The organism is Propylenella binzhouense (genome assembly GCF_009866965.1).
Taxonomy (GTDB): domain Bacteria; phylum Pseudomonadota; class Alphaproteobacteria; order Rhizobiales; family Afifellaceae; genus Propylenella; species Propylenella binzhouense.
In genome coordinates this window covers 96,563-119,344 of sequence record NZ_SPKJ01000001.1, presented here as the reverse complement: position 1 = coordinate 119,344, position 22,782 = coordinate 96,563, and the positions used below count along the sequence as shown (strand labels likewise).

The following is a 22,782-nucleotide window of genomic DNA, read 5'->3' as shown; positions in this document are numbered from 1 at the left end:
GATCCCGTGGCGGTGCAGGACAACAACCGCGCAATCGGTGATCGCACAGTTCGAGGCGGTGGCCTATCATGGCGCCATTGCCGACGGGGATGCGGCCGAGATCGGCTCCAGCTTCCGGGCGTTTCTCGATCGCGGACGGGCACGTACGCCCGGCGACTACGCGCAGGCGCTGGCCGACAAGGCGCGCATGAGCGCGGAACTCGACCGGGCGATCCGGCAGGTCGATCTGGTGCTGCTGCCGACCACCCCGCATGCCGCAACACCCATCGCCGAGGGACCGGAAGCCGGCGAGACCCTGCGCTGGCGCAATACGGGGCCGTTCACCGCGAGCGGTCACCCGGCGGTGTCGGTGCCCTGCGGATTCACCCCGGATCCCTTGCCGGTCGGGTTGCAACTCGTCGGGCAGCTGGGCGGCGACCTGCGGCTGATGTCGCTCGCCGCGGTCTATGAGCGTACGGCCGGCTGGTTCCGGCGCGTTCCACCGCCCCTCGACCGTCCGCGGGAGCCGTTCCACCCCGCTGGCCACCCGGCTGGCCACCCCGCTGGCGACCCGGCTGGCCGCAGCGCCGGACGATCCGCGGACCGGGCCGGCCCCGGTGCTGGCATGCGCAGCGAGGCTGGCTAAAAATTCATCAATACTGCCTATTTTTTCTCATAGGAAATATTTGATCGTTTTAGAAAATATAGGTATATTCGCATCAAATTTTGGCCGGCGGAGATAGACATGCGTATGCCATTCAAAGCATTGACGGTCGCGGCTTGCGCGCTGGTGCTCGCTGTTTCGGGAGCCGAAGCGGCGCCGGTGAAGTGGGACCTTTCGAGCGAATACGCGCCGACCTCGCTTCCGGGTCGGGTCGATGCCTATTTCGCCGAGCGCGTGAAGGCCCTGTCCAAGGGCGAACTCGACATCACCGTCCATTTCAGTGGTGCGCTCGGCTTCAAGGCGGCGGATCACTATACGGCCGTCGAGGATGGAGCTCTTCAGATCGCCAGCACGCCGTTCAACCGCATGAACGGCATCAACCCGATCTTCGAGCTTCAGTCGCTGCCGTTCCTGCAATCGACCCTCGACGAGGCGGAAACGCTGGACCGCCTGCTGCGCCCCTTCTACGACAACGCCATGGCCAAGAACGGTCAGTTCGTGCTGTTCACCATGCCTTGGACTCCGCAGGGCTTCTGGGCCAAGAAGCCGGTGGCTTCCGAGGAGGACCTCAAGGGCCTGCGCGTGCGCGTCGTCGACCTCGCCGCCGTGCAGACCATGAAGGCCGCCGGCGCCGATGCCATCCAGCTCTCCTGGGCCGATACGCTTCCCGCCATCTCGACGGGTGCGATCAACGGCGTGCTTACCTCGGACGATGGCGGGCTCTCGGCGAAATTCCCGGAATCCGGCCTCACCGCCTTCTCCCCCGTCGGCTTCACCGTGGGTGTCGAGATGGTGCACGTGAACCGCGAGGCGTTCGAGGCGCTGCCGGCCGGCATGCAGATCGTGCTGCTGACGGCGGCCGGCGAAGCACAGACCTATGGCTGGGCGCTGGCGCGCAAGACCATCGCCGACAACATCGAGAAGATGAAGCAGCAGGGCGTCGCGATCAGCGAACCCGCGCCTACGTTCAAGGACTATCTCCGCAAGTCGGCCGCCGGCGCGATCGACGACTGGAAGAAGCGCTTCGGCCCGCAGGCGGATATGGTCATCGAGCTGTACACCCAGGCGGTGCAGGCCAAGTAGGCCAAGAGCTGGCCAAGGTTTGGCTGTCCATAAGCCGGGAGACGCTTCCATGCTCGCCGTCAACGGACTTCGTTGGCTCGCGCGCCTGCTGTCACTGGCCGGTGCCGTCGGCGCGGCGGTCGCCATCGTGCTGATCGTCGCCGTCATACTGGTGGAGGTCGTGCTGCGGACGCTGTTCGCGACCTCCACCTTCATGAGCGACGAACTCGTCGGCTATCTCGTGGCGGCGGTGGGGTTCCTGCCCTTGGGCTATGCCTTCGCCACCGGAGGCATCCTGCGCGTCAACCTGCTGCTCAACATGGTGCAGGCCCGCCCGCGCCTGAGGATGGCGATCGAGCTCGGCTGCGTGGCGGCGACGCTCGCGGTGGTCGGTCTGCTGGTCTGGTATCTCTGGGGCAATGTCGCGCGTCAGTACACGCGGGGCTACACCAGCGGCACCATGTCCGGCATTCCGCAATGGATCCCGACCGGGGTCATGCTTCTCGGCATCGCGATCTTCTGGCTCCAGGTTTTCGTCTACGGGCTGGGGCTGGTCACGTCGACCGAGCGCCTTCTGGTGGAAAGCCAGGACGAGACGGCGGTGACCTGAGGCATCGGCGCCTGCGCGGGAGGCCGGCCGCCGGAGCGCGGCCGCCGCGCCCGATCGCGACGCACAAGGGATTGCGCGATGGATATGTATGCCGGCTCGCTCGCCGTCTTCGTCTTGATGTTCCTGTTCCTCGGGGTCGGCGTCTGGCTGTTCGTCGGGTTCCTGCTGCTGAGCGTGGTTGGGCTCATGCTCGTCGTGGGCATGGACATCCCCCGCATCGGCGCGATCATGTCCCAGATCATGTGGCGCAGCGCCTCGGCGTGGGAACTTTCCGCCATCCCGCTGTTCATCCTGATGGGCGACATCATCTTCCACACCGACATGGCGCGTCGGCTGTTTCGCGGGCTGGCGCCCTGGGTCAACCACATTCCCGGCCGGCTGCTGCACGCCAATATCGGCGGGTGCACGCTGTTCTCCGCGATCTGCGGATCGAGCGTCGCCACCACCGCCACGATCGCCAAGATCACGGCGGGGGAGCTGCGAACGCGCGGCTATGACCAGGACCTCGCGCTGGGGTCGCTGGCGGGGGCGGGGACGTTCGGCCTGATGATCCCGCCATCGATCAACATGATCATCTATGGCGTGCTGGCGGAAGTCTCGATCGCGAAGATGTTCGCGGCCGGCGTCATTCCCGGCCTGATCCTCGCCTCGCTCTATGCCGGCTACATCATCGTGCGCTGCCTGATCAATCCGTCGCTGGCGCCGGCGAGCGAGCGGGCCGGCTGGCCGGAACGTCTGGCCTCGCTGATCGACCTGATGCCGATCGCCCTTTTGATCCTGATCGTGCTCGGCAGCATCTATCTGGGCATCGCCACGCCCTCGGAATCGGCGGCGATGGGGCTTGCCGCGACGCTGGCGATGGCGCTGGTCACCCGGCAGCTCAGTTTGCCCATGCTGGTGCGCGCGCTGATGAGCACGGCGAGGACCTCGGCCATGCTGCTGTCGCTGATGGCGGCGGCGAGCTTCATGTCGGCGGCGATGGGCTACATGCATGTGCCGCAGGACGTGTCCATGGCCATCGGCCAGCTCGATCTCGCGCCTTACATGCTCATTCTCATTCTCGGCCTGTTCTACGTCCTGCTCGGCTGTCCGCTCGACGGCATCTCGATGATGGTGATGAGCGTGCCGATCGTGCTGCCCCTGGTGGTCAATGCCGGCTTTGATCCGATCTGGTTCGGCGTATTCCTCATCGTGATGGCCGAGCTCGGTCAGGTCACGCCGCCGGTCGGCTTCAACCTCTTCGTTCTTCAGGGAATGACCGGCTTCAGCATGGCGCGGCTCTCCGTGGCGGCCTTCCCGTTCTTCCTGCTGATGTGCGCCGCCGGGGCGCTGTTCACCGTGTTCCCGCAACTCGTGACCTGGCTGCCCAACGTCCTGTTCTGACGGGCCGTTCACCGGCGGGCGTTCGCCGGGATGGAGAGACCGATGCGTGAGTTCGATTACGTGGTGATCGGCGCCGGGTCCGCGGGCTGCGTGGTGGCGGCCCGGCTGAGCGAGAACCCCGGCGATAAGGTGGCCGTGATCGAGGCCGGGCGGCGCAACGACTCCATCTTCGTGCGCTGGCCCGCCGGCTTCGCCAAGCTGCAGAACGAACGGCACCGCTACGAGTGGATGACCGAACCCCAGACTGCTGCCGACGGCCGCAGGGTGCCGATGGCCCAGGGCAAAATGGTCGGCGGCGGGTCGGCCGTGAACGGCATGGTCTATATTCGCGGCAATCCGCGCGACTACGACGCCTGGCGCGACGCCGGCAACAGCGAATGGGGGTGGGAGAAGGTCCTGCCCTTCTTCCGGGCCAGCGAAGACAATGCGCGTCTCGCCGACGGCTTTCATGGCACGGGCGGCCCGCTGGGCGTTGCCGACCAGATTTCGCCGAATCCGCTGTCACGCATGTTCGTGCGCGCGGCGCAGGAGGCAGGGCTGCGGTTCAATCCCGATTTCAACGGCGAAAGCCAGTCCGGCGCCGGGCTGTATCAGGTCACGCAGCGCAACGGCGAGCGCTGCTCGGCGGCCCATGCGTATCTCTATCCGGCGCTGGGGCGCCGCTCCAATCTCACCCTGATCACCGAAAGCCCGGTGCGGCGCATCCTGTTCGAGGAAAAGCGCGCCGTCGGCGTCGAGATCGTCGGTAGCGAAGGTGTCCGCGAAATCCGCGCGCGCAAGGAAGTGGTGGTCTCCGCCGGGGCGATCAATAGCGCCAAGCTGCTGATGCTGTCCGGCGTCGGCGATGCCGGGCAGCTCGGCCGCCATGGCATCGCGACGGTCCACCATCTGCCCGGCGTCGGGCGGAACCTTCACGATCATGTCGACGCCTATGTCTGCGTGCGGATCAATCGCCCGCTGTCCTATACCGGCCACGACAAGGGGCTGATGGCGGCGATCCACGGCCTGCAATATCTGATGTTCCGCAACGGGCCGGCCACCTCGAATGCATGCGAAGGCGGCGCCTTCTACAGCTCGGAGGGGGATGATTCCTGGCCGGACATCCAGCTCCATTTCATGCCGGTCGCGCTGGACTCCCATCAGCAGATCAACGGCCACGCCGTCACCGTGCTGTGCTCCTATCTGCGCCCGAAGAGCCGGGGACGGGTAACGCTGGCCTCGGCCGACATGCGGGCCGCGCCGCTCATCGATCCGAATTTCTTCTCTCATCCCGACGACATTCACCACAATGTCCGCGCGATCGAGCTGGGCCGGCGGATCATGAAGGCGCCGACCTTCCGCGCGCTGCACGCGGGCGAGGTCTATCCAGGACCGGAGGCGACGACGCCCGACGCGATCGCGCGCTACGTCAAGGAGCGCGCCAAGACCGACTACCACCCCGTGGGCACCTGCCGGATGGGCGCCGACGAGATGGCGGTGGTCGATCAGTCCTTGCGCGTGCACGGGCTGGAGCGCCTTCGGGTGATCGACTGCTCGGTCATGCCTTCCATCGTGTCCGGCAACACCAATGCGCCGGCCATCATGATTGGCGAACGCGGGGCCGCCGCGCTGCGCCATGGCGACGTGAACCGGCTGCCCGAGAAGGCGGTGGCATGACCGGATGCTGCGGGCTCTTCCCCGTAGCGGCTGCCGGAAGGCCCCGGTGCGGACGACGCATTTCCGAGGATCGCAGGTGTTTCTCATTCTGGTGAATTTGGAAAGAAGTTGACTAATTACTTCCTTTAGGAAAATGTTTTCTACAACTTGCCGAAGCGCGAAGCGTTGGCGAGCCTCCCCGGGAGATGTCACAGTGCCAGAGCCGATCAGCCGTCCGGAGTTTTTCCTCAGTCCCCTGCATGACGAGGACGGAGCCTATGATGACGGGCTGAAGCGCATTGTCGGGTGGGACCTCGCGCGTGAGGCGATTGCCCGCATCACCGCGTGGCCGGGCTATCGGCCGACGCCTGTGCTGTCGTTCAAGGGGCTTGCGCGCCGGTGCGGCGTGGCAGCGATCGACTGCAAGTATGAGGGTGCGCGGTTCGGCATCGGCAGCTTCAAGGCCCTCGGCGGCGCCTATGCGCTTCAGCGCGTGCTGGAGGGCTGGCGGGGCGCACCGGACGGACCGGTCGCGGCGACGGCTTCCGACGGCAATCACGGTCTTTCGCTGGCATGGGGCGCGCGCAAGGCCGGCATACGCTGCGTGGTGTTCCTGCACAGCGGGGTCTCCCCGATGCGCCAGTCGCTGATCGAAGCCCAGGGCGCCGAGATCATCCGTGTCGACGGCAATTACGACGTCAGCACCGCCACCGCCCGCAGGGTGGCCGCAGAGAATGGCTGGGTGCTGGTGCCCGATACCTCGCACGACTACGACATCAATCCCGTTCACGTCATGGCGGGCTATGGCGTGATGGTCGAGGAGCTGCTGGGTGAGGCCGCGCAGCTCGCCATGCCGACCCATGTCTTCATCCAGGGCGGCTGCGGCGGGCTCGCCGCCGCGATAATCGGCCTGTTGCGGGAGCGTTTTCCCGGCGACCTCGGGCCGCGCTGCATCATCGTGGAGCCCACCAAGGCCGATTGCCTGATCCGCTCGGCGCGGGCCGGGCGGCCGCTGATCATCGAGGGAGCGCTGGACACGATCATGGCCGGGCTCTCGGTGGGAGAGGCCTCGGGCCTGGCCTGGCCGGTGATCGCTCATGGCACCGACGCGTTCATGACCACGACCGACGAACTGGCGATCTGGGTGATGCAGGGGCTGCATCTCGGTGCCTTCGGCGATGCGCCGGTGGATGTCGGCGACAGCGGCGTCGCGGGGCTGGCCGGGCTGATCTCGCTATCCGGCGAGCGCGATCTGCGCGCCGCGATCGGGCTCGATGACCAGTCTCGCGTGCTGGTGATCGCCACCGAGGGGCCGGTCGATCTCGACGGATTCAAGGCGCTCTGTGCGCGGGACCTGAGCGGAACCGGCCTGCCGGACTTCGCCGCCTTTGCCGTCGCGGCCTGAGCCGCGGGCAGGAGCCTTCCATGAACTGGACCCTAGGCATCGATGTCGGCGGCACCTTTACCGATCTGTGTGCCCATAACCCCGCCGATGGCCGCACCTTCTACCACAAGCGTCCGTCGACCCCGCACAATCCCGCCGAGGCGATCCTCGCCGGCATCGCCGAACTGTGCGCCCGATTCGGGCTTGATCCGGGCGCCTTCAGCCGCATCGCGCATGGCACCACAATTGCGACCAACGCGCTCATCGAGGGCAAGGGCGCCCGTGTCAGCCTGATCACAACGCGCGGCTTTCGCGACCTGCTGGAAATCGGGCGGCAGGTCCGCCCGGAAATCTACGATCTCCAGAAGGACTTTCCCCCGCCTCTGGTGCCGCGCGAGCGCCGGTTCGAGGTGGCCGAGCGGATCACGCGCGGCGGTCGCGTGGTCCTCGCGCTGACGGATGAGGAAATCGTGCGGGTCGTGGCCGAGGTCGCGGCCTCGAAGCCCGGCGCGGTGGCGGTCTGCCTGCTGTTCTCCCATGTGGCGCCCGAGCACGAGCGGCGGATCGGCGCGGCGCTGGCCGCCGCGATGCCCGGTGTGTCGGTATCGCTGTCCTGCGAGGTCCGCCCGGAATTCCGCGAATATGAGCGGCTGTCGACCACAGTGCTGAACGCCTATCTCCAGCCGGTTCTCGACACCTATCTCGGCTCGTTGCAGCAGGGCGTGCGCGAACTCACCGGCGATGTACCGCTCGGCATCAACCAGTCCTCCGGCGGGCTGATTTCCGCCGAGCGTGCGCGGCGCTTTCCGATCCGTACCGCGCTCTCGGGTCCGGCGGCCGGCGTAGCGGGGGCGGCGCATGAGCTGCGCTCTATCGACGAGCCCCATGCCATCAGCCTCGACATTGGCGGCACGAGTTCGGATGTGTCGCTGATTTGGGACTATCGGACGCGCAATGTCAGCCAGCGCTGGGTCGAGGGCTATCCGGTCCGCATGCCGTCGGTCGATATCGACGCCATCGGGGCCGGCGGCGGCTCGCTGGCGTGGATCGATACCGACGGACTGCTGAAGGTCGGGCCGGAAAGCGCCGGCGCGTTTCCGGGGCCTGCCTGCTACGGCCGGGGCGGCACACGCCCGACGGTCTCGGATGCCAATGTCGTTCTCGGACGCCTGTCGTCCAGGGGGCTGCTGGCCGGTGACATGCCGATGCACCCCGAGCTCGCGGCCGGGGTTATTGACGCGCTTGCCGCGCAGATCGATCTGCCGCGAATCTGGACCGCGCTCGGAATCATCGACATCGCCGTCACCAACATGGCGCGCGGCATCCGCGCGATCTCGGTCGAGAAGGGCTACGATCCACGCAAGCTGACGCTGATCGCCTATGGCGGCGCGGGTCCGCTCCATGCGTCCGCGGTGGCGCGGGCGCTGCAAATCCCGCGGGTGGTCATCCCGCCGCATCCGGGCATTCTTTGCGCGCAGGGGCTGATCGTGGCCGACCAGCTCGAACATTTCGTCGCGCCGCTGCACCTGCCGCTGACCGAGGCGCTGGCGCCGGCGCTGGCGAAGCTGTGGGTCGAGCTTTCCGAACAGGCGAGGCAGTGGTTCGTTTCCCAGGATGTCAGCCCGGCCAGCCGGCGCAGCGGGGCGACGCTCGACATGCGTTATGCCGGGCAGAACTTCGAGATCACCGTTCCCTGGGACCCCGAGCTGCCCTTCGACGCGGTGGCGATGCGGGAGGCCTTCTCGCTGGTTCATCGCCGGATCTACGGCTTCGACAACGCCAATGCGCAGATCGAGGTGACCTCGGCGCAGCTTGCCGCGTCGGGCCGCCATACCGACCGTGCCGAGTTCACCCCGGCCGCGGTTTCCAGTGGGTTCGCCGGCCCTCCGCAGCCGGTCGATCACCGCGAGGTCTGGTTCCAGCGCGAGGCGCCGCACCGCGCCGCAGTGTATCGGCGCGATGACATCGGGCCGGGGCAGGAGATTGCCGGGCCGGCCATCGTCGAGCAGCTCGATACGACCACCGTGCTGTTCCCCGGCGATCGCGCCCGCTCCAGCTCGACCTCCACCCTTGTCATCGAGATCGATCCATGAGCCTCCCCGCCTATATGACCGATGCCGCCGCCCGGCCGGAACTCGACGCGGTGACGCTGGAGATCATCCTTTCGGGACTGCGTTCGATCGCGGATGAGACCTACATCGCGCTGATGAAGAGCGCGTTCTCGACCAACATCAAGGAACGCAACGATCACTCCACGGCGCTGATCGACATTCACGGGCGGATGCTCTGCCTGTGCGAGAAGTCGCAACCCATTCATCTGTCGTCCATGCTGGGGCTGACCGGGGCTCTTCTGCGCAAATACCCGCTGGAAGCGTTCCGGCCCGGCGACATCTTCATCGCCAACGACCCCTATGTCGCCGACGGCTCGCATTTGCCCGACGTCAATTTCTCCATGCCGGTCTTCGTCGACGGCAAGCTGATCTGCTTCATGTGCAACATCGCCCACCATGCCGATATCGGCGGCATGGCGCCGGGATCGATGTCGGGCGGCATGACGGAGATCTATCAGGAAGGCCTGCGCATTCCGCCGGTTCGCCTGTTCTCTGGCTACGAGCTGCAGCAGGACATTCTCGATCTGGTCCTCCTGAACGCCCGCGTGCCCGATGAGCGCCACGGCGATTACAACGCGCAGATCGCCGCCTGCCGGCTGGGAGAGCGCCGTGTGCACGAACTCGCCGCCCAGCACGGGCTCGCCGCGCTGGAGGCGGCGTTCGCGCAGATTCTCGCCCGCAGCTATGGCCGAATGATCCGCGCGATCGAACAGGTTCCGCCCGGAAGCTACGTGTTCGAAGACGTGATGGACGATGACGGGTTCGGCGCCATCAACATGCCGATCCGGCTGCGCGTGACCGTGGGGGACCCGGCGGACGAAGGACGCATACGCTGCGACTTCACCGGCTCGCATCCCATGGTCCGGGGCAATATCAACGTCCCTTACCGGGCTTTGCAGTCCTCGGTGGTCTATGCCATGCGCGCGCTGCTCGATCCTAACATTCCCTCGAACCAGGGCATGCTCGACGCCATCGACATCGTGGCGCCGGCCGGATCGATGCTGCACGCGACCTTCCCGGCAGCGGTCGCCGGGCGCGCCAATACCTGCCAGCGTGTCATCGACGTGGTTCTGGGCGCGCTTGCCCCGGCGCTTCCCGACCGAGCGGTCGGCGCCGCCAATGGCGCGAACACCATGGTGGTGTTCGCGGGTCGCGATGCGCAGACCGGCAAGGATTATGTCTATCTCGAAACCGTCGGAGGCGGCTTTGGCGGCCGCGCCGGAAAGGACGGCAAGGACGGGGTCCAGGTTCATCTGATCAACACCTCCAACCTGCCGGTCGAGGCAATCGAGACGGAGTATCCGCTTCTGGCGGAAGCCTATGAGTTTGTCGAGGATTCCGGCGGCGCGGGCCGGCATCGCGGCGGGCTGGGCCTGCGCCGGACCATTCGTCCGGTCGGCCATACGGCGCAGTTCACCGGGCAGGGCGAGCGGTTCCTGAATGCGCCCTGGGGCATTTTCGGCGGGACCGAGGGCGGGCGCGGTCGCTTCTACATGCAGGACGGCGAGGGGCGCCAAGACCTGCCGACAAAGCCCGGACTGACGCCGGTGACGCCGGACCAGTCGATCACCGTCGAGACGGCCGGCGCCGGCGGATATGGCGCGCCGCAGGCCCGCAGCCCGCAGTCCGTCCAGGCGGACCTGAGTTCCGGGAAATACACGCCGGACTACCTTGCTCGCCATTATCCGCAGTTTGAGGAGCCGTGAATGTCCGCAACACCGTCAGTCGGGAGCGTCATCGTCGTCGGGGTCGGCATCATGGGGCTGAGCCTCGCCTGGGCCCTTTCCAGGCGCGGCGTGAAGGTCACGCTGTTCGATCAGGGCCCGATCCCCAACCCGATGTCGTCCTCGCTGGACGAGCATCGCATCAACCGCCACGCCTACGGCAAGCTCAACGGCTATGCGCGGATGATGCCGCAGGCCTTCCGCGCCTGGGACGCGCTGTGGGCGGATCTGGGGCGATCGCACTATGAGGAGACCGGCGGCATTTATGTGCTGCGCCATGAGGATGCCTGGTACGACAACACGGTAGCCCAACTCGCGGAAATGGGTATTTCCTGCAAGGATCTCGGTGCCGCCGAGGTCGTCCGGCGCCTGCCGGTGCTGAACGAGCAGGGCATTTCCCGCGCGGTCGAGGTCGGCGGATCAGGGCTGCTGTTCCCGCGCCGGATCATGACCGACCTGATCGTCCATCTGAATCTGCTGGGCGTTGAATTCCAGGCCCATACGCCTGTCACCGACGTCGATCCTGACAGGGCCACCGTTACCACGTCCAGGGGCGTGTTCGGCGCCGACCGCGTGATCGTGGCGGCAGGGCCTTGGATCGGGCGGCTGGTGCCGGGCCTCGACGGCGTGGCCGTGCCTTCGCGGCAGGCCGTGCTCTATCTCGCGCCGCCGCCCGAGCATCTGCGCGTCTGGATGTCGGCGCCGGTCGTAGTGGTCCGGGATGTCGAGGCCGGGCTCTACTGCCTGCCGCCCCGGCGCGGCACCCGCCTCAAGATCGGCGATCACCGCTTCTCGCTCACCGGCGATCCCGACGAGGACCGCATCGCGACCGCGGACGACATCGCGCCCATCTGGGCCGGCATGAAGAAGGCCTACCGCGATGTCGAGAGCTACAGCATCATCGAGCCGCGCGCCTGCTTCTACACTGTCACCGACGACGAGACCTTCCGGGTGGTGCAGCCGGGCGCGAACGGCTTTGCGGTTTCGGCCTGTTCCGGCCACGGTTTCAAGCTGGCCCCGCTTGTCGCTTCTGGCATCGCCGCGGCCGCTCTTGGCGAGCAGCCCGTGGAGCGGATCGCCCCGTGGGCGGCGGGCAAGGCCGAGCCTTCGCTGCCGCTGTTCTAAAGGGGCCTGGCGGGAGCGGGCTTCCGCCATTTCAGGCTGCGTGGCCGGCCGGTGCGGCCGCGCCGCGCGTTCGCATCCGACCAAGGCCGCCTGCCTGGGCGGCAGTACTCGCACGCGCGTATAGGGCTGCGGAGAAGATGAGGCGAAGACAATTCGATGTGAAGTGACGTTTGGAAAGGTGTATCAATTTCATTTCAAAGAAGTTCTTGGTTCTGAAGCCAATACACTAATTCGTTGAGCTGAAAATTTTTTCTCCAATAATAAAGTTATTGAACGATTTGCTTGAATCTATGCGAATTTTATGAGACGTTACTCGTCGCTCGCGAATGAGCCGGGTTGAGCAGCGGCTGCGTAACGGCGAGCGATCGTTCCGTCGGCAGCATCACCTTCCGGGCTGACGACGATGGGGAACAACCCCCTGCATCGAAGCAGGGACAATCTTGGAGACGGGCATGACTGCATCTCACGATACGCCGTCCGCGCGGCCGACCTTCGGCCGTCGCGATTTCATGCGTGCCGGCCTCGCTTCCGCCGCGGGTGCCGCCGTGCTGGCCAATGCGCCGGCGGCCCGCGCCGCGGCGCCGGCCATCGACACCAGCTTCGAGGGCTTTTCCATTCCCGATATCGGCGGCTCGGACAGTTCCTTGGCCGATGTTCAGGCCAAGGGAAAGCTGGTCGTGGCCACGGCGAACAGCTGGCCCTTCAGCTTCTTCGACGCCGGCTCCAACGAGTGGCAGGGCATCGATGCCGATATCATCCGCCTCGCGGCAAAGATGCTGAAAATCAAGGAAATCGATCCCCAGACCGTAACGTTCGATGGCCTTGTGCCGGGCGTGGAGGCCGGACGCTTCGACATGGTCGGCGATTCCATCATGTCCACCACCGAGCGGGCGAAGGTCGTGAGCTTCAGCTTCCCGACCTATTATTACGCCGAGGCTCTGGTCGTGAAGAAAGGCAACCCGCTCAAGCTGCACCAGCTTGCCGATCTCAAGGGCCATCGCGTCGGCACGCTGATCGGCAGCAACTATGCCGAATGGCTCGACGCCGAGAAGGGCCTCGATGCCCAGCTCTATCAGGACTGGGTGCAGATGCTGCCTGAGCTCGCCATGGGCCGCCTCGACGCCGTGCTCTACGACCAGCCGGTGATGGCGGCCTCGCTCAAGGACCATCCCGAATGGCAGGTGGAGATGGTCGAGGACTACGCCCCGCGTTCGGTCAAGAACCCGAGCGCCTATAGCCGCTATGCTTTCCGCCAGAAGGACGTCCAGCTCATGAGCGCGATCTCGGCCGCCGTGGAATGGATGCAGTACAATGGCGAGATGCCGAAGATTCTGGCCAAGTGGGGCCTGACCGCCGTCAACAACTGAGCATCGGGCGGATTGTCGTGGGACGGTCCGCCCTGCCTGTTCCCGGGCGCCGGACCACGAGGATCGCACCGTGCAGCAGCTTGTCTCCTACCTGCCGCCCCTGCTGTACGGCGCGCTGGTGACGCTGGAGGTCTCTTTCGCCGCCTATGCGCTCGCGCTTGGCCTTGGCCTCCTCATCGGGCTTTCGCGTCTGTCGCAGCTGGCACCGGTGCGCTGGCTGGCCGCCGCCTATATTCAGTTCATACGCGGCACGCCGCTGCTGCTGCAGCTTTTTACGCTCTATTACGTGCTGCCCTATGGCGGCATCGTGCTGTCGCCCTTCGTCGCGGGGGTGGCGGGGCTCTCGATCAACTATGCCGCCTATATGGCCGAGGTGTTCCGCTCCGGCATCCAGGCCGTGCCGCGCGGCCAGTTCGAGGCGGCGACGGCGCTGGGCATGACGCGACGGCTCGCCCTCTGGAAGATACTCATTCCGCAAGCGATCCGGCTGGTCATTCCTTCGCTGGGAAATTTTTTCGTATCGATGTTCAAGGATTCGTCGCTTGTCTCGGTCATCACCATGAGAGATCTGATGATGACGGGACAACTCCTCGCGGCGAAAACCTTTCACCATTTCGAGATTTTCGGATTGGTGGCGGTTCTTTATTTCGCAATCAGCTATCCTGCGGCCAAACTGGTCGAATGGACCGAGCGTCAGCTCGACGTGAGCAACCGCCGCCGCACCGCCAGGTAGCCTCTGAAAAGCATCGACGAGCTGCTCAACGAGAGCCTGTTCTTCGGCCTCGATCACGCCCGGAACGCCATCGCCGAGTGGGTCAGCGAGTACAACACGAGAGGCCTCACTCGGCGTTGGGCTACGCCATTCCGGCCGAGTTCGCCACCACCATCACCGCAACCGGCAGCGACGCTCCGCCGGATGAAAGCTCCGCGACGGCGCCGATTGCTCATGCAGCGCCAAATGGTGCATCAACAGCCGAGACTCCAATCGCCGCTCGATGAAGGTTCAGCGGCAGGTCAAACCTTATAGCGCCGATCATCGGGTTTTCCGACGGACCGAAAGCGGATTGCGTCAAGATCAGCAGTGAGGCAGGTCTCGCCCTATCGGGCGAAATAGTCGCATTGCGCCGAAAGCAGGCGTTCCGAACCGCTGCTATGGGTCACAGGAAGCCTTACCGTCCACCTGGCAAATTAGCTTGCGCCAATAACGATGGGCGTTGCCCACGTGAGCAACGCTCGATGGGTTAGCTGTGTCTCGAGCCGAAATGCTTTCGCCAAGAATGGCTCAGGCGCGTCCTCGAATTCCGCAGAAACGCGTCCAACGCCCCCTTTTCCGTCGCGCAGGAAACGCGACGCGGCGCTTCCGTGGGCAGAGGCCGCCAAAACCTGGAAGGCGCGCACAATCAGATAATTCGTTGACTTCATTGCGGAAATTGGCGCGCCGGATAGGATGAAACTGGGCACCGCTATGTCATTGTCAGTGCTACATATAATTCTTCGGCGTCTGTCCGCGCATGACCATCATCACCATCCGCTCTCGACCAATCAGCGTCAGGCGGGCATTCTTGTGCACGTTCATCCGGACCTCTTCCTGAAGTGCTGCGGCTTTGACACCTTCAGCTTCTCCCGGATCGGACCGGATGGACAACCTAATGAAACCTCACATTTAGGTTGTGAGGGGGTAACCGCATCATGCGACAGCACTCCAATGAGGAAATTGGTAAGCAGTTCGATGAAGGATCTTGATCTTAGAACCCTGTGTCAGGGCATCGTTGCCGTCAAAGATAACGCGCTTGACCTGTTGGAGGATGCAAAGATTCTACGCGCTAACAACAAGCTAGCCAGATCTTATGCTGTGGCCTACATGGCTTGCGAGGAAATTGGCAAGCTTTCCATTCTGCTCGGCGCTGCAACGCAAATAATCATTGGCCATGCTGTCGATTGGAAATCAACGGCCAAGCGGTTTAGATCGCACGACTCTAAGGCCAGCCAGTTTATGGGCTTAGCAAATGCCATTCCGATATTGGAAAGCGCCATTAAAGAAGGCCAGAAATCTGTCAGCATCGACGAGGTGCTGTCTAAAGCATTCGTCGGTGTCAACGTGGGCCCCATGCTTTTCCAGGGACGGAACGCATCGCTTTATTGCGACTTCGTCGATGGGCTTTTCAAGCGACCGTCGGATGTCATCACAAGCGAGATGGTGGATAGAATGATCGACGCAGCGGAAATTAACATCCGCGCTGCAACTGTGCTCGCATGCGACACCGCAGAGGAAACCGCAGAGAAACTGAAGGAACAGACATCAGCTCAACGGTACGAATCGATTGTGAATTCGACGCACGAGTTTGTGGACGAGTTCTATGCCAACCTGCGTTCTAAGGAAGAGAGGGAGGCGATGGTGAAAGAAATTTACGCCCGCAAGGCCTCCAAGAAATAGCCGCTTACTAGCGGTGGTGCTCTTCGAGGGGCGGCCACGACGTAGCCCTTTCCTGTCCCATTCGGTGCCAACTAGCCTGCAGTGAAGCGGACATTCCGGACATCAGGAATGGGGTCGATAGCAGACCCAGTGCCCAGCCTTATTCCGGAATGGACCTGAGGAAATTGGCGCACCCGACAGGATTCGAACCTGTGACCTCTGCCTTCGGAGCCTGAAAAGACGGTTTGCGCCACAGTTTCTATTTGCACGCTAGGGCACGCTAAACCACTGTAGACGCTGATCTTTTCTGGTTATCAATCCCGAAGCCAGTATCCTGTGATGACCCCGAATTTCCGTCCGGCTGCTTCCGTGGTGCTTCCGCGGAAAGGGTCCAACGGAACGCGGCGCAGCCGCCGGAGTATGTCACATGGCGAAGTTAAGCAAGCGCATCGTCGATCACGCCGAAGCCGGCGACAAAGACTATTTCATCTGGGACGACGAACTGCCCGGCTTCGGGCTGCGCGTCTTCAAGTCGGGCAAGCGCAGCTACCTCGTGCAGTACCGCGCCAAGGGGCGCACGCGGCGTTTTACGATCGGCACGCACGGCGTCTGGACGCCCGAGACTGCGCGCGTCCAAGCGCGCGTCCTGCTCGGCCGCATCGCGCAGGGCGACAATCCCGCCGAAGAGCGCGAACTCGATCACAAGGCGATCACCGTCAAGGAGCTGTGCGAGCGCTATCTCGAGGACGCGAAGAATGGCCTGATCCTCGGCAAGAAGCGGCGCCCGAAGAAGGCCTCGACCATCTATACGGATGAAGGCCGCATCCGGCGCCACATCATTCCCCTGCTGGGGACCCGGCGCGTGAAGGATCTCACCAGCGCCGACATCATCCGGTTCATGCGCGATGTCGCTTCAGGAAAGACCAAGGCCGATCAGAAGACCAAGAAGCGTGGCAGGTCGATCGTGCGCGGCGGGATCGGCACGGGCACACGGACAGTCGGCATGCTCGGCGCCATCCTCACCTATGCGCGCGAGAACGGGATTATCGAGACCAATCCGGCTCATGGCATTCGCAAGCCGGCCTATGACAAGCGAACCCGACGCCTGTCGGAGGACGAATATCGGCTCCTTGGAAAGCTTTTGCGGAAGGCGGCACAGGATGATCAACTCGCCACGGCAGCGGCGATCGCGCGAACAATCGCTCTGACCGGCTGCCGGCGCGGCGAGATCATCAATCTCATCTGGCCGGAAGTGGACGCCGATAACAGTTGTCTGCGTCTGACCGACAGCAAGGAAGGCGCATCGGTGCGCCCCGTCGGGCTACCAGTGATCGATCTGCTAACCGCTCGTCGCCCAGAACACCCAGCCGGACCCGTGTTCGTCGGAACCCTTGAGGGAAAGCCGCTCGTCGGGTTTCCCAAGCACTGGCACAAGATGGTCGGGGGTACGCCACTCGCCGGCATCACGCCCCACGTGCTTCGACACAGTTACGCTAGTGTGGCCAACGACCTCGGCTTTACCGAATCGACCGTCGCTGCGCTTCTCGGTCACGCACAAGGCACTGTCACAAGCCGATACATCCACACCGTCGACACCGCCTTGATCATGGCTGCTGATGCTGTGGCCGGTTACATCAACGGGTTGCTCGAAGGCGTACAGTTCAAGCGAAGCTCTTACGCAATTGATCGTGAGTCGCGTCTAGCAGCGATGGAGCGCCTGTTTGCGTCAGCCGAGAACGCGGCCGAACCGGGAAAGCGCCTCGCGGCATAGGAGAGCGGGTTCGTGCGCGGCGATGTTTGGTACCGGCCACTTCTCGACCGACCGTGGCAGGCGACGATGTGCGTGACCTCCTCGGCGAGCCCATTGCATGGCGGCGAGGCGGACGCAGCGGTCGCTAGGTTATGGCTGCACCCATTCCCCAGCTGCGAACGGGCCACGCGCCGTCGCTTCCCGCCTCCAGCGTAAAGTGAAAGCCTCGCAGGCGCTTTGCCTCGAACATCCGCAGCATGTCGGAGAACTGGCCGCGCGTGACATCGAGCGAAAGCGCAAGCGCAGGCAAATGTGCCGCCTTGAACAAGCTGCCGGCGTCAGCATGTTCGGTCTTCATCGGCGTCGGCGTCATGATCACGATGACGCCGGGCCAGGTGAACCGGGTCTCCGGCATCGCGAGCGCCGCTGGCATGATGAGATAGGTGAGCTCGACGGACTGCCTCGGTGGCCCGTCCTGCACGACCTGCCCGAAATTGACGGAGCAGCTTCCAACGATTTCCCCGATCCAGTCGCCGGGGCAGATTTCAGGGAAGCGCGGCGCGTGTTTCTCTCTTTCGGTCATCGGGATCAGCGATCAGGATCGTCGAGGCGGGCAAGGTGTGGAGCCATGCCACGCGCTTGACGGTTTTCGACTCTTAGGTGGCGACCTCTTCCTTGAGCGTGCGTTTGGCATCCTGCGTGATCCGGGTTTCAAGAGCGGTCCTCTGTCCGAGCCAGCGGCGGTTTTCGGTTACATGCTCTATCACAGCGTCCAGGACTGGCTGCTCGTTGTTGCGCAGCAGCGTCTGGAGGTCTCCGACGTCGTAGTCCCTGCCGCCCGCGACCCGCCTGGCGAAACCGTCGTAGTCGAGATCGCCCTTGTCGCTCTCCCACAGTTTGATGACCGCGAGCGCACGCGTCAGGTCGCACGTAGACCATCCCATTGAGAAGGCCGCGCCCTGACGGTCCTCCTCAATCTCCGTGCGGCACGCTTGTATAGTGCCGTTCGCGCGGCGCGGCGGCCTGCGCGAAGAAGGGCGCGACGGCCTCCTTGTGCGCGGCGAAGTCCGCGGCGGCCAGCGCCGGAAGGCAGGCGAACGCCGCGTCATAGTCGTCCATCTCGACTGCCGCGTCATCACCCGCCGGTTCGATCCGCAGGCAGCGTTCGGGACCGAGCAGGAGCTTGACCTGCGCGGTGGCGTTGTCGGTGGTCAGGAACATCGCGGCCTTGATGGCTTCGCGCCAGGCGACAAGGCCGCTCATGACTTTGTCCCTGCTGAGGGAGAACGGCGCGTTGCCGGTGCCGATGCTCAGCATCTGCACCTGGTCGGGCGTGATGTCGTAGGCAGTCAGTGCATCCACCAGCGCGACCATGGCCGGGTTGTTCGCCCACACGCCGCCGTCGATGAAGATGCGGCCGCTTTCCTCGTGCTCCAGCCCCTTGAGATAGGTCGGGGCCGCCGATGTCGCCCGGGCCACCTTCCACATCGGCGTCTTGTAGTCGTTGCGGAAATCCTCGTGATGGTCAGTCTTGAAGACGGCGATCTCGGTCTTCGGCATCATGAAGGCGGGGATTACGAGGCGGCATGTCGACTCGCCGAGAAGATGATCCTCGAACCGCCGCTTCAGGGCGCGCTCCAGCTCCCCGTGGTTCAGCTTGGGGCCGTGCAGCGCGCACCAGAGCTTCCACCACCGCATCAGTCTGCGCTGCGGCAGCGGCGGAAAGATATGCCGCCCGTCGTCGTGGTAGAAGGCGGCGATTTCGGCAGCGGATTTGCCGAGGCCAAGGCCGAGGGCGATGATGCCGCCGGTCGAGGTGCCGGCGATCATGTCGAACGCCGGCGCCACCGGCCTCCTAAAATGCTCTTCGCACAGCCGCATCAGTTCAGCGGTGTAGACGCCCTTGATGCCCCCGCCATCGAGCGCCAGGATTCTGAACGGCCGGTCCTCGGGCCAGGGCTGCTTGCGCCGACGCGTTCCCCGGCTGTTTGCGCGGCGGTCAGTGAACATCGTCCAGCACCGCCTTCACGGCCTCCGCATCGGCCCGTATCATCCGCGCGACGCTCTCGTAACCCACGCCCGGCGCGAGCCATTCGCCGGTCATGTGCCACAGTTCATAGTAGGTCAGCCATTCGGCGGTCCACAGCACTGTGGTGTCGGCGATCAGATCGGCCGGCGACCATTCACGGCCCTCGGGATCGAAAAGGCACAGACCCGACTGTTCCGGCTTGTCAGCATAGAAGATGAGGTGCGGGATTTCCGCGAAGGCGCCGCCCGGGCGGGGCCGCAGCGGCGGATCATCCACGATGACGTAAGGCAGGGACATCGTGACGGGATGCCAGCAGATGAAGACCGTATAGAGTTGCGCTTTCGGCCGCAGCGGTCCCTGCCAGATCAGCGTCCCGTCGCCAAGGCGCCGGCCTGCAAAGTCCGGCCACTGGCGGCGCATCGCCGCCAGTTGCGCGTCAGGAGAGCGTCGGCGAGCGGGCTCAGCCTTCATCCTCGCCGCCGAGGATCATGGGATGGAAATTATGACGCGGGACCTCGCGGTAGGTCTGCGGCGCGGGCACAATGGCCGGGGCGGCGATGGCGCCACTGCGCGGCACCGCGAAGAGCCGGCCCGGCTCCTGGCGGCGGTCGTAGCGGGCGGCCATCGCTTCGCGCTGCGCCTTGCCAACGCGCTCGCCGAACAGCTCGTCGATGACCTTGGCCATGTCGTCGAGCGGCGCGATCGCCATCTGCTCGAGGCGGTCGCAGAGATATTCAAGATGCTCGGCGAACATCTTCATGTCCTTGATGCCCACCGCGCCGTCAGCCGGCCAGCGGTCGTTGATGCGGTCGGGATGATAGGAAGGATTGAGTTCGCGGGGGCGCGTCCCGGCGGCGATGTGGCCGCGCATGATCTTGGCCGTTGAATCGGCGAGCGCGAAAAGCTGCGCCGTGAGACCCTGCGGGACGTAACCAACATCCCCGGCCCGCTTGGTCAGGTAGATCGAGGGCGGCCGCTTCACCGGCAGGCCCTCATAGCGCAGGTTGAGGAAACGCTTCAAAAGCTTGAGCGCGACGGCCTCCTGCGCGTCGATGGCACTCGGGATCATCGGCGGCAGATCGACCTGGTCGGCCTTGGCGACGACGAGCCGCTCGCGCTCGTTGAGGAGCGGCAGCCGGTCCCGCCCCGCGGCGCCGCGGTGGCGGCGCAGGATTTCCTTGAACGCCTCCTGCCCGATGCCGACCGTGCGGCGGAACCACGACGTGAAGCCCCACGGGTTGGACGGCACGCGGGACGATTCGCCCTTGTCGGGCGAGTGGAAAATCTCCCCCGCCCGCTCGACCGCGATGCGGGCGCGGCGGTCCATGATGGTCACGTCCATATGCATGAAGGCGAACTGAAGCTGGACGCAGCGCGTGCAGCGCACGATCTTCACGACGCCGGGGAAGCCCTGCAGCGACTCCTCAAGAAGATCGAGCGCCCGGTCGTTGTCCCAATGCGCCGGCACGTCGATCTCGACGATTGCGTCAACGTCGAACCGGTCGTCATCGGTGCCGCTGACGATCGTCGTGCTGGTGGCGATCGAGCCCTGCGCGTAGATCAGGCTGACGCCGTCTACGAGATACGGCGCCAGCGGGCTGCCCTTGCGCTCCAGATGCTGCTTGAGAAGGCGGTAGCGGTTGTCCGCGACGCGGCGGTCGCGGGGACTCAGTTCGATCAGCGCCGCGACGTCGAGCAGCACTTCGTCGAGGGCATCGGTCTGCCGGAAAGGGTTCACATGCTCGTTCATGGCGTCGCTCCTTGGCGCTGCCGCGGCCAGTCGCCCGGCCGGTGAGGGTTTTGCTTGCACATGTCGGGGGCGACATGAGAAACTTGACTCGCATTATATAGAACGGGGAAAAAACCCGTCAAGTCGCACTTGCCGGAGACGACATGAACGAAGAGCCATCCCCCTCGGACATTTTCCGCCAGCGCCTGCGGGAGGCGCGCGAGATGAGGGGCTACAAACAAGAGCAACTGGCGGAACGCGCGAAAATGCCCGCAACCACGGTCGCTCATTTCGAGGCCGGCACGCGCAAGCCGTCCTTCGACTCACTGCGCAAGCTCGCCATCGCGCTGGAGATTACCACGGACTACCTGCTGGGCCGCGTCGATGACCCCGAACTTGCCGAGGCCGGCGATCCTCTGTTCCGCGACGTGGCGAAACTGAGCGGCAACGACCGGGAGATCGCGAAAGACTTCCTGAAGATGCTCGCGGAGCGCAGCAAGAAGGACAAGGGATCATGAGCCGGCCGTTCCGCCTCATGATCGCGCGGCGCGGCGCCGAGGCCTTGCTTAGAGAGGAGGGTATCACGAGCCTGCCGGTCGATCCGTTCGCCCTCGCTGCCGGGCGCGACATCACGGTCGAGGGCAAGCCCGAAGCGCATGACGGCGTATCGGGCATGTTGCTGCGCCATGGCAACAGCTTCGGCATCGTCTACGCAACGCATATCCCCAACGAAGGCTTTCAGCGTTTCAGCGTGAGCCACGAGCTGGGGCATTATTTCCTCGAAGGCCATATCGACCAGCTTCTGAAGACGGGCGTGCATGTCTCGCGCGCCGGCTTCGTCACGGCAGACCCTTATGAGCTGGAGGCGGATCACTTCGCCGCCGGCCTGCTTATGCCTGAAACGCCCTTCCGCATGGAGATGGAAAATTACGAGCCGGGCCTCGCCGCCGTGGATGCCCTTGCCGCCCGCTGCGTCACCTCGCGCACCGCGACCGCGATCCGCTATGCCGAACTGACCCGCGCCGCCGTCGCGATCATCGTCAGCACCGGCGGCGTCATCGACTATTGCTTCATGTCGGACGCGATGAAGACCCTGCCGAAACTCTCATGGCTGAGAAAAGGAACGAAGCTTCCCATCGGCACGGTCACCGCGCGGCTCGCGGATGACCCGGACCAGGTGCGCGCCGGCGCAACTGTGGCCGACGAGGCGGACGTACGCGACTGGCTGGGCGGAACCACGAAGGCGTCCGTCTCCGAGGAGTCGGTCGGCCTTGGCGGATACGGCAAGGTCCTGACCGTCCTTTCCTCTGGCGCGATCAGCCGCGAAGAGGAAGGCGACGATGAAGAAGACGAGGACGATCTCGTCGAGCGATGGACTCCGCGGTTTCGATGACGAAGGGGTCGCACTCGGCGCTTCACCATTGGAACGCACGGAGTATGGACGCCCGAGACGGCGCGCGTGCAAGGCGCGCATCAAGAGGGCTCCAGCTTGCTGGAGCGGCACCGGAACGGGGCGCTCTCGCTGCCCTGCGATCCAGCAGGACTAGGCTTGCAAAGCCGATTCAGACCGCTGGCGCTACTGTAGCGTGTGGGCTAGAGAACATAAACTTCTTTCGCCTATACTGTTCGCGAAACGAGCGCCTAGGGCCGCCACACACGGGATTCATCGCCTCGGAAAATGCGCCGACTCTGCCGGCGTTTGGTGCGTCTGGGTCCACGCGCGCTCAATATGAGGGAATCTGCGGGACGTGGATCGAACCGCAGCCGTGACGGGGGGGACTATGGGGCATATCGAATTTCCACGATACCGAAGCAGT

Annotated in this window: 20 protein-coding genes and 1 pseudogene; 16 read left to right on the top strand and 5 right to left on the bottom strand. The window is 64.6% G+C overall.

Features of this window, described 5'->3' with window-relative positions; genetic code table 11:
- Nucleotides 1-37: 37 nt before the first annotated feature.
- The 14 genes and pseudogenes from E4O86_RS00600 (at nt 38) to E4O86_RS00540 (ending at nt 17,228) form a co-directional block, all read left to right on the top strand.
- On the top strand, nt 38-625 hold the full coding sequence (locus E4O86_RS00600) for an amidase family protein (protein ID WP_161138572.1): 588 nt from the start codon (nt 38-40) through the stop codon (nt 623-625).
- A 99-nt stretch (nt 626-724) separates the two neighbouring features.
- The gene (locus E4O86_RS00595; RefSeq protein ID WP_161138571.1) at nt 725-1,726 is read left to right on the top strand and encodes a TRAP transporter substrate-binding protein; all 1,002 of its coding nucleotides are present in this window, start codon (nt 725-727) and stop codon (nt 1,724-1,726) included.
- 49 nt (nt 1,727-1,775) lie between these two features.
- The gene (locus tag E4O86_RS00590; protein WP_161138570.1) at nt 1,776-2,315 is read left to right on the top strand and encodes a TRAP transporter small permease subunit; all 540 of its coding nucleotides are present in this window, start codon (nt 1,776-1,778) and stop codon (nt 2,313-2,315) included.
- 78 nt (nt 2,316-2,393) lie between these two features.
- Nucleotides 2,394-3,698 (top strand): TRAP transporter large permease, encoded by a 1,305-nt coding sequence (locus tag E4O86_RS00585; RefSeq protein ID WP_161138569.1) that lies wholly within the window; start codon nt 2,394-2,396, stop codon nt 3,696-3,698.
- 42 nt (nt 3,699-3,740) lie between these two features.
- Nucleotides 3,741-5,354: a GMC family oxidoreductase gene (locus E4O86_RS00580; RefSeq protein ID WP_161138568.1), complete on the top strand. Its 1,614-nt coding sequence runs from the start codon at nt 3,741-3,743 to the stop codon at nt 5,352-5,354.
- Between the two features lie 193 nt (nt 5,355-5,547).
- Nucleotides 5,548-6,738 carry a diaminopropionate ammonia-lyase gene (locus tag E4O86_RS00575; protein ID WP_161138567.1) on the top strand — a complete coding sequence of 397 codons (1,191 nt, stop codon included), beginning with the start codon at nt 5,548-5,550 and terminating at the stop codon, nt 6,736-6,738.
- 20 nt (nt 6,739-6,758) lie between these two features.
- Nucleotides 6,759-8,810 (top strand): hydantoinase/oxoprolinase family protein, encoded by a 2,052-nt coding sequence (locus E4O86_RS00570; protein ID WP_161138566.1) that lies wholly within the window; start codon nt 6,759-6,761, stop codon nt 8,808-8,810.
- Nucleotides 8,807-10,534 (top strand): hydantoinase B/oxoprolinase family protein, encoded by a 1,728-nt coding sequence (locus E4O86_RS00565; RefSeq protein WP_161138565.1) that lies wholly within the window; start codon nt 8,807-8,809, stop codon nt 10,532-10,534. The genes E4O86_RS00570 and E4O86_RS00565 overlap by 4 nt, the downstream gene beginning before the upstream one ends.
- Entirely contained in the window at nt 10,535-11,677 is a 1,143-nt protein-coding gene (locus tag E4O86_RS00560; RefSeq protein ID WP_161138564.1) for an NAD(P)/FAD-dependent oxidoreductase, read from the top strand.
- Nucleotides 11,678-12,117: 440 nt separating this feature from the next.
- Entirely contained in the window at nt 12,118-13,044 is a 927-nt protein-coding gene (locus E4O86_RS00555) for an ABC transporter substrate-binding protein (protein ID WP_161138563.1), read from the top strand.
- 70 nt (nt 13,045-13,114) lie between these two features.
- A complete protein-coding gene (locus E4O86_RS00550) occupies nt 13,115-13,777 on the top strand; it encodes an ABC transporter permease subunit (protein ID WP_161138562.1) in 663 nt (220 codons plus the stop codon).
- A 15-nt stretch (nt 13,778-13,792) separates the two neighbouring features.
- Nucleotides 13,793-14,043: pseudogene (locus tag E4O86_RS23365) on the top strand (integrase core domain-containing protein); the annotation flags it as partial.
- Between the two features lie 706 nt (nt 14,044-14,749).
- Entirely contained in the window at nt 14,750-15,478 is a 729-nt protein-coding gene (locus tag E4O86_RS00545) for an AbiV family abortive infection protein (protein ID WP_425500098.1), read from the top strand.
- A 406-nt stretch (nt 15,479-15,884) separates the two neighbouring features.
- A complete protein-coding gene (locus E4O86_RS00540; protein WP_161138560.1) occupies nt 15,885-17,228 on the top strand; it encodes an integrase arm-type DNA-binding domain-containing protein in 1,344 nt (447 codons plus the stop codon).
- 124 nt (nt 17,229-17,352) lie between these two features.
- Here the strand turns inward: E4O86_RS00540 and E4O86_RS00535 are convergent, their stop codons facing one another.
- The 5 genes from E4O86_RS00535 to E4O86_RS00515 all read right to left on the bottom strand — a co-directional run bounded on the left by E4O86_RS00535 (nt 17,353) and on the right by E4O86_RS00515 (nt 20,938).
- Nucleotides 17,353-17,790, bottom strand: a complete 438-nt coding sequence (locus E4O86_RS00535) for a hypothetical protein (RefSeq protein ID WP_161138559.1) — start codon at nt 17,788-17,790, stop codon at nt 17,353-17,355.
- Nucleotides 17,791-17,863: 73 nt separating this feature from the next.
- Entirely contained in the window at nt 17,864-18,151 is a 288-nt protein-coding gene (locus E4O86_RS00530; protein WP_161138558.1) for a hypothetical protein, read from the bottom strand.
- Between the two features lie 28 nt (nt 18,152-18,179).
- Entirely contained in the window at nt 18,180-19,217 is a 1,038-nt protein-coding gene (locus E4O86_RS00525; RefSeq protein WP_161138557.1) for a CBASS cGAMP-activated phospholipase, read from the bottom strand.
- Nucleotides 19,207-19,707, bottom strand: coding sequence for a type II CBASS E2 protein (locus tag E4O86_RS00520; protein WP_161138556.1), 501 nt, complete (start codon nt 19,705-19,707; stop codon nt 19,207-19,209). The genes E4O86_RS00525 and E4O86_RS00520 overlap by 11 nt, the downstream gene beginning before the upstream one ends.
- Nucleotides 19,697-20,938, bottom strand: coding sequence for a nucleotidyltransferase domain-containing protein (locus tag E4O86_RS00515; RefSeq protein ID WP_343039051.1), 1,242 nt, complete (start codon nt 20,936-20,938; stop codon nt 19,697-19,699). The genes E4O86_RS00520 and E4O86_RS00515 overlap by 11 nt, the downstream gene beginning before the upstream one ends.
- 191 nt (nt 20,939-21,129) lie before the next feature.
- Here E4O86_RS00515 and E4O86_RS00510 point away from each other — a divergent pair, with 191 nt between their 5' ends.
- Both E4O86_RS00510 and E4O86_RS00505 read left to right on the top strand, forming a co-directional pair.
- Nucleotides 21,130-21,483, top strand: a complete 354-nt coding sequence (locus tag E4O86_RS00510; protein WP_161138554.1) for a helix-turn-helix domain-containing protein — start codon at nt 21,130-21,132, stop codon at nt 21,481-21,483.
- Entirely contained in the window at nt 21,480-22,358 is an 879-nt protein-coding gene (locus E4O86_RS00505; RefSeq protein WP_161138553.1) for an ImmA/IrrE family metallo-endopeptidase, read from the top strand. Before E4O86_RS00510 ends, E4O86_RS00505 begins: the two co-directional genes overlap by 4 nt.
- Nucleotides 22,359-22,782 lie beyond the last annotated feature (424 nt).

Bases quoted from the DNA above. Each gene is read 5' to 3' on its own strand.
- E4O86_RS00510 (WP_161138554.1), top strand. From the start codon at position 21,130: ATGAACGAAGAGCCATCCCCCTCGGACATTTTCCGCCAGCGCCTGCGG.
- E4O86_RS00580 (WP_161138568.1), top strand. From the start codon at position 3,741: ATGCGTGAGTTCGATTACGTGGTGATCGGCGCCGGGTCCGCGGGCTGC.
- E4O86_RS00540 (WP_161138560.1), top strand. From the start codon at position 15,885: ATGGCGAAGTTAAGCAAGCGCATCGTCGATCACGCCGAAGCCGGCGAC.
- E4O86_RS00545 (WP_425500098.1), top strand. From the start codon at position 14,750: ATGAGGAAATTGGTAAGCAGTTCGATGAAGGATCTTGATCTTAGAACC.
- E4O86_RS00570 (WP_161138566.1), top strand. From the start codon at position 6,759: ATGAACTGGACCCTAGGCATCGATGTCGGCGGCACCTTTACCGATCTG.
- E4O86_RS00505 (WP_161138553.1), top strand. From the start codon at position 21,480: ATGAGCCGGCCGTTCCGCCTCATGATCGCGCGGCGCGGCGCCGAGGCC.
- E4O86_RS00585 (WP_161138569.1), top strand. From the start codon at position 2,394: ATGGATATGTATGCCGGCTCGCTCGCCGTCTTCGTCTTGATGTTCCTG.
- E4O86_RS00565 (WP_161138565.1), top strand. From the start codon at position 8,807: ATGAGCCTCCCCGCCTATATGACCGATGCCGCCGCCCGGCCGGAACTC.
- E4O86_RS00525 (WP_161138557.1), bottom strand. From the start codon at position 19,217: ATGTTCACTGACCGCCGCGCAAACAGCCGGGGAACGCGTCGGCGCAAG.
- E4O86_RS00530 (WP_161138558.1), bottom strand. From the start codon at position 18,151: ATGGGATGGTCTACGTGCGACCTGACGCGTGCGCTCGCGGTCATCAAA.
- E4O86_RS00590 (WP_161138570.1), top strand. From the start codon at position 1,776: ATGCTCGCCGTCAACGGACTTCGTTGGCTCGCGCGCCTGCTGTCACTG.
- E4O86_RS00535 (WP_161138559.1), bottom strand. From the start codon at position 17,790: ATGACCGAAAGAGAGAAACACGCGCCGCGCTTCCCTGAAATCTGCCCC.
- E4O86_RS00595 (WP_161138571.1), top strand. From the start codon at position 725: ATGCGTATGCCATTCAAAGCATTGACGGTCGCGGCTTGCGCGCTGGTG.
- E4O86_RS00520 (WP_161138556.1), bottom strand. From the start codon at position 19,707: ATGAAGGCTGAGCCCGCTCGCCGACGCTCTCCTGACGCGCAACTGGCG.
- E4O86_RS00560 (WP_161138564.1), top strand. From the start codon at position 10,535: ATGTCCGCAACACCGTCAGTCGGGAGCGTCATCGTCGTCGGGGTCGGC.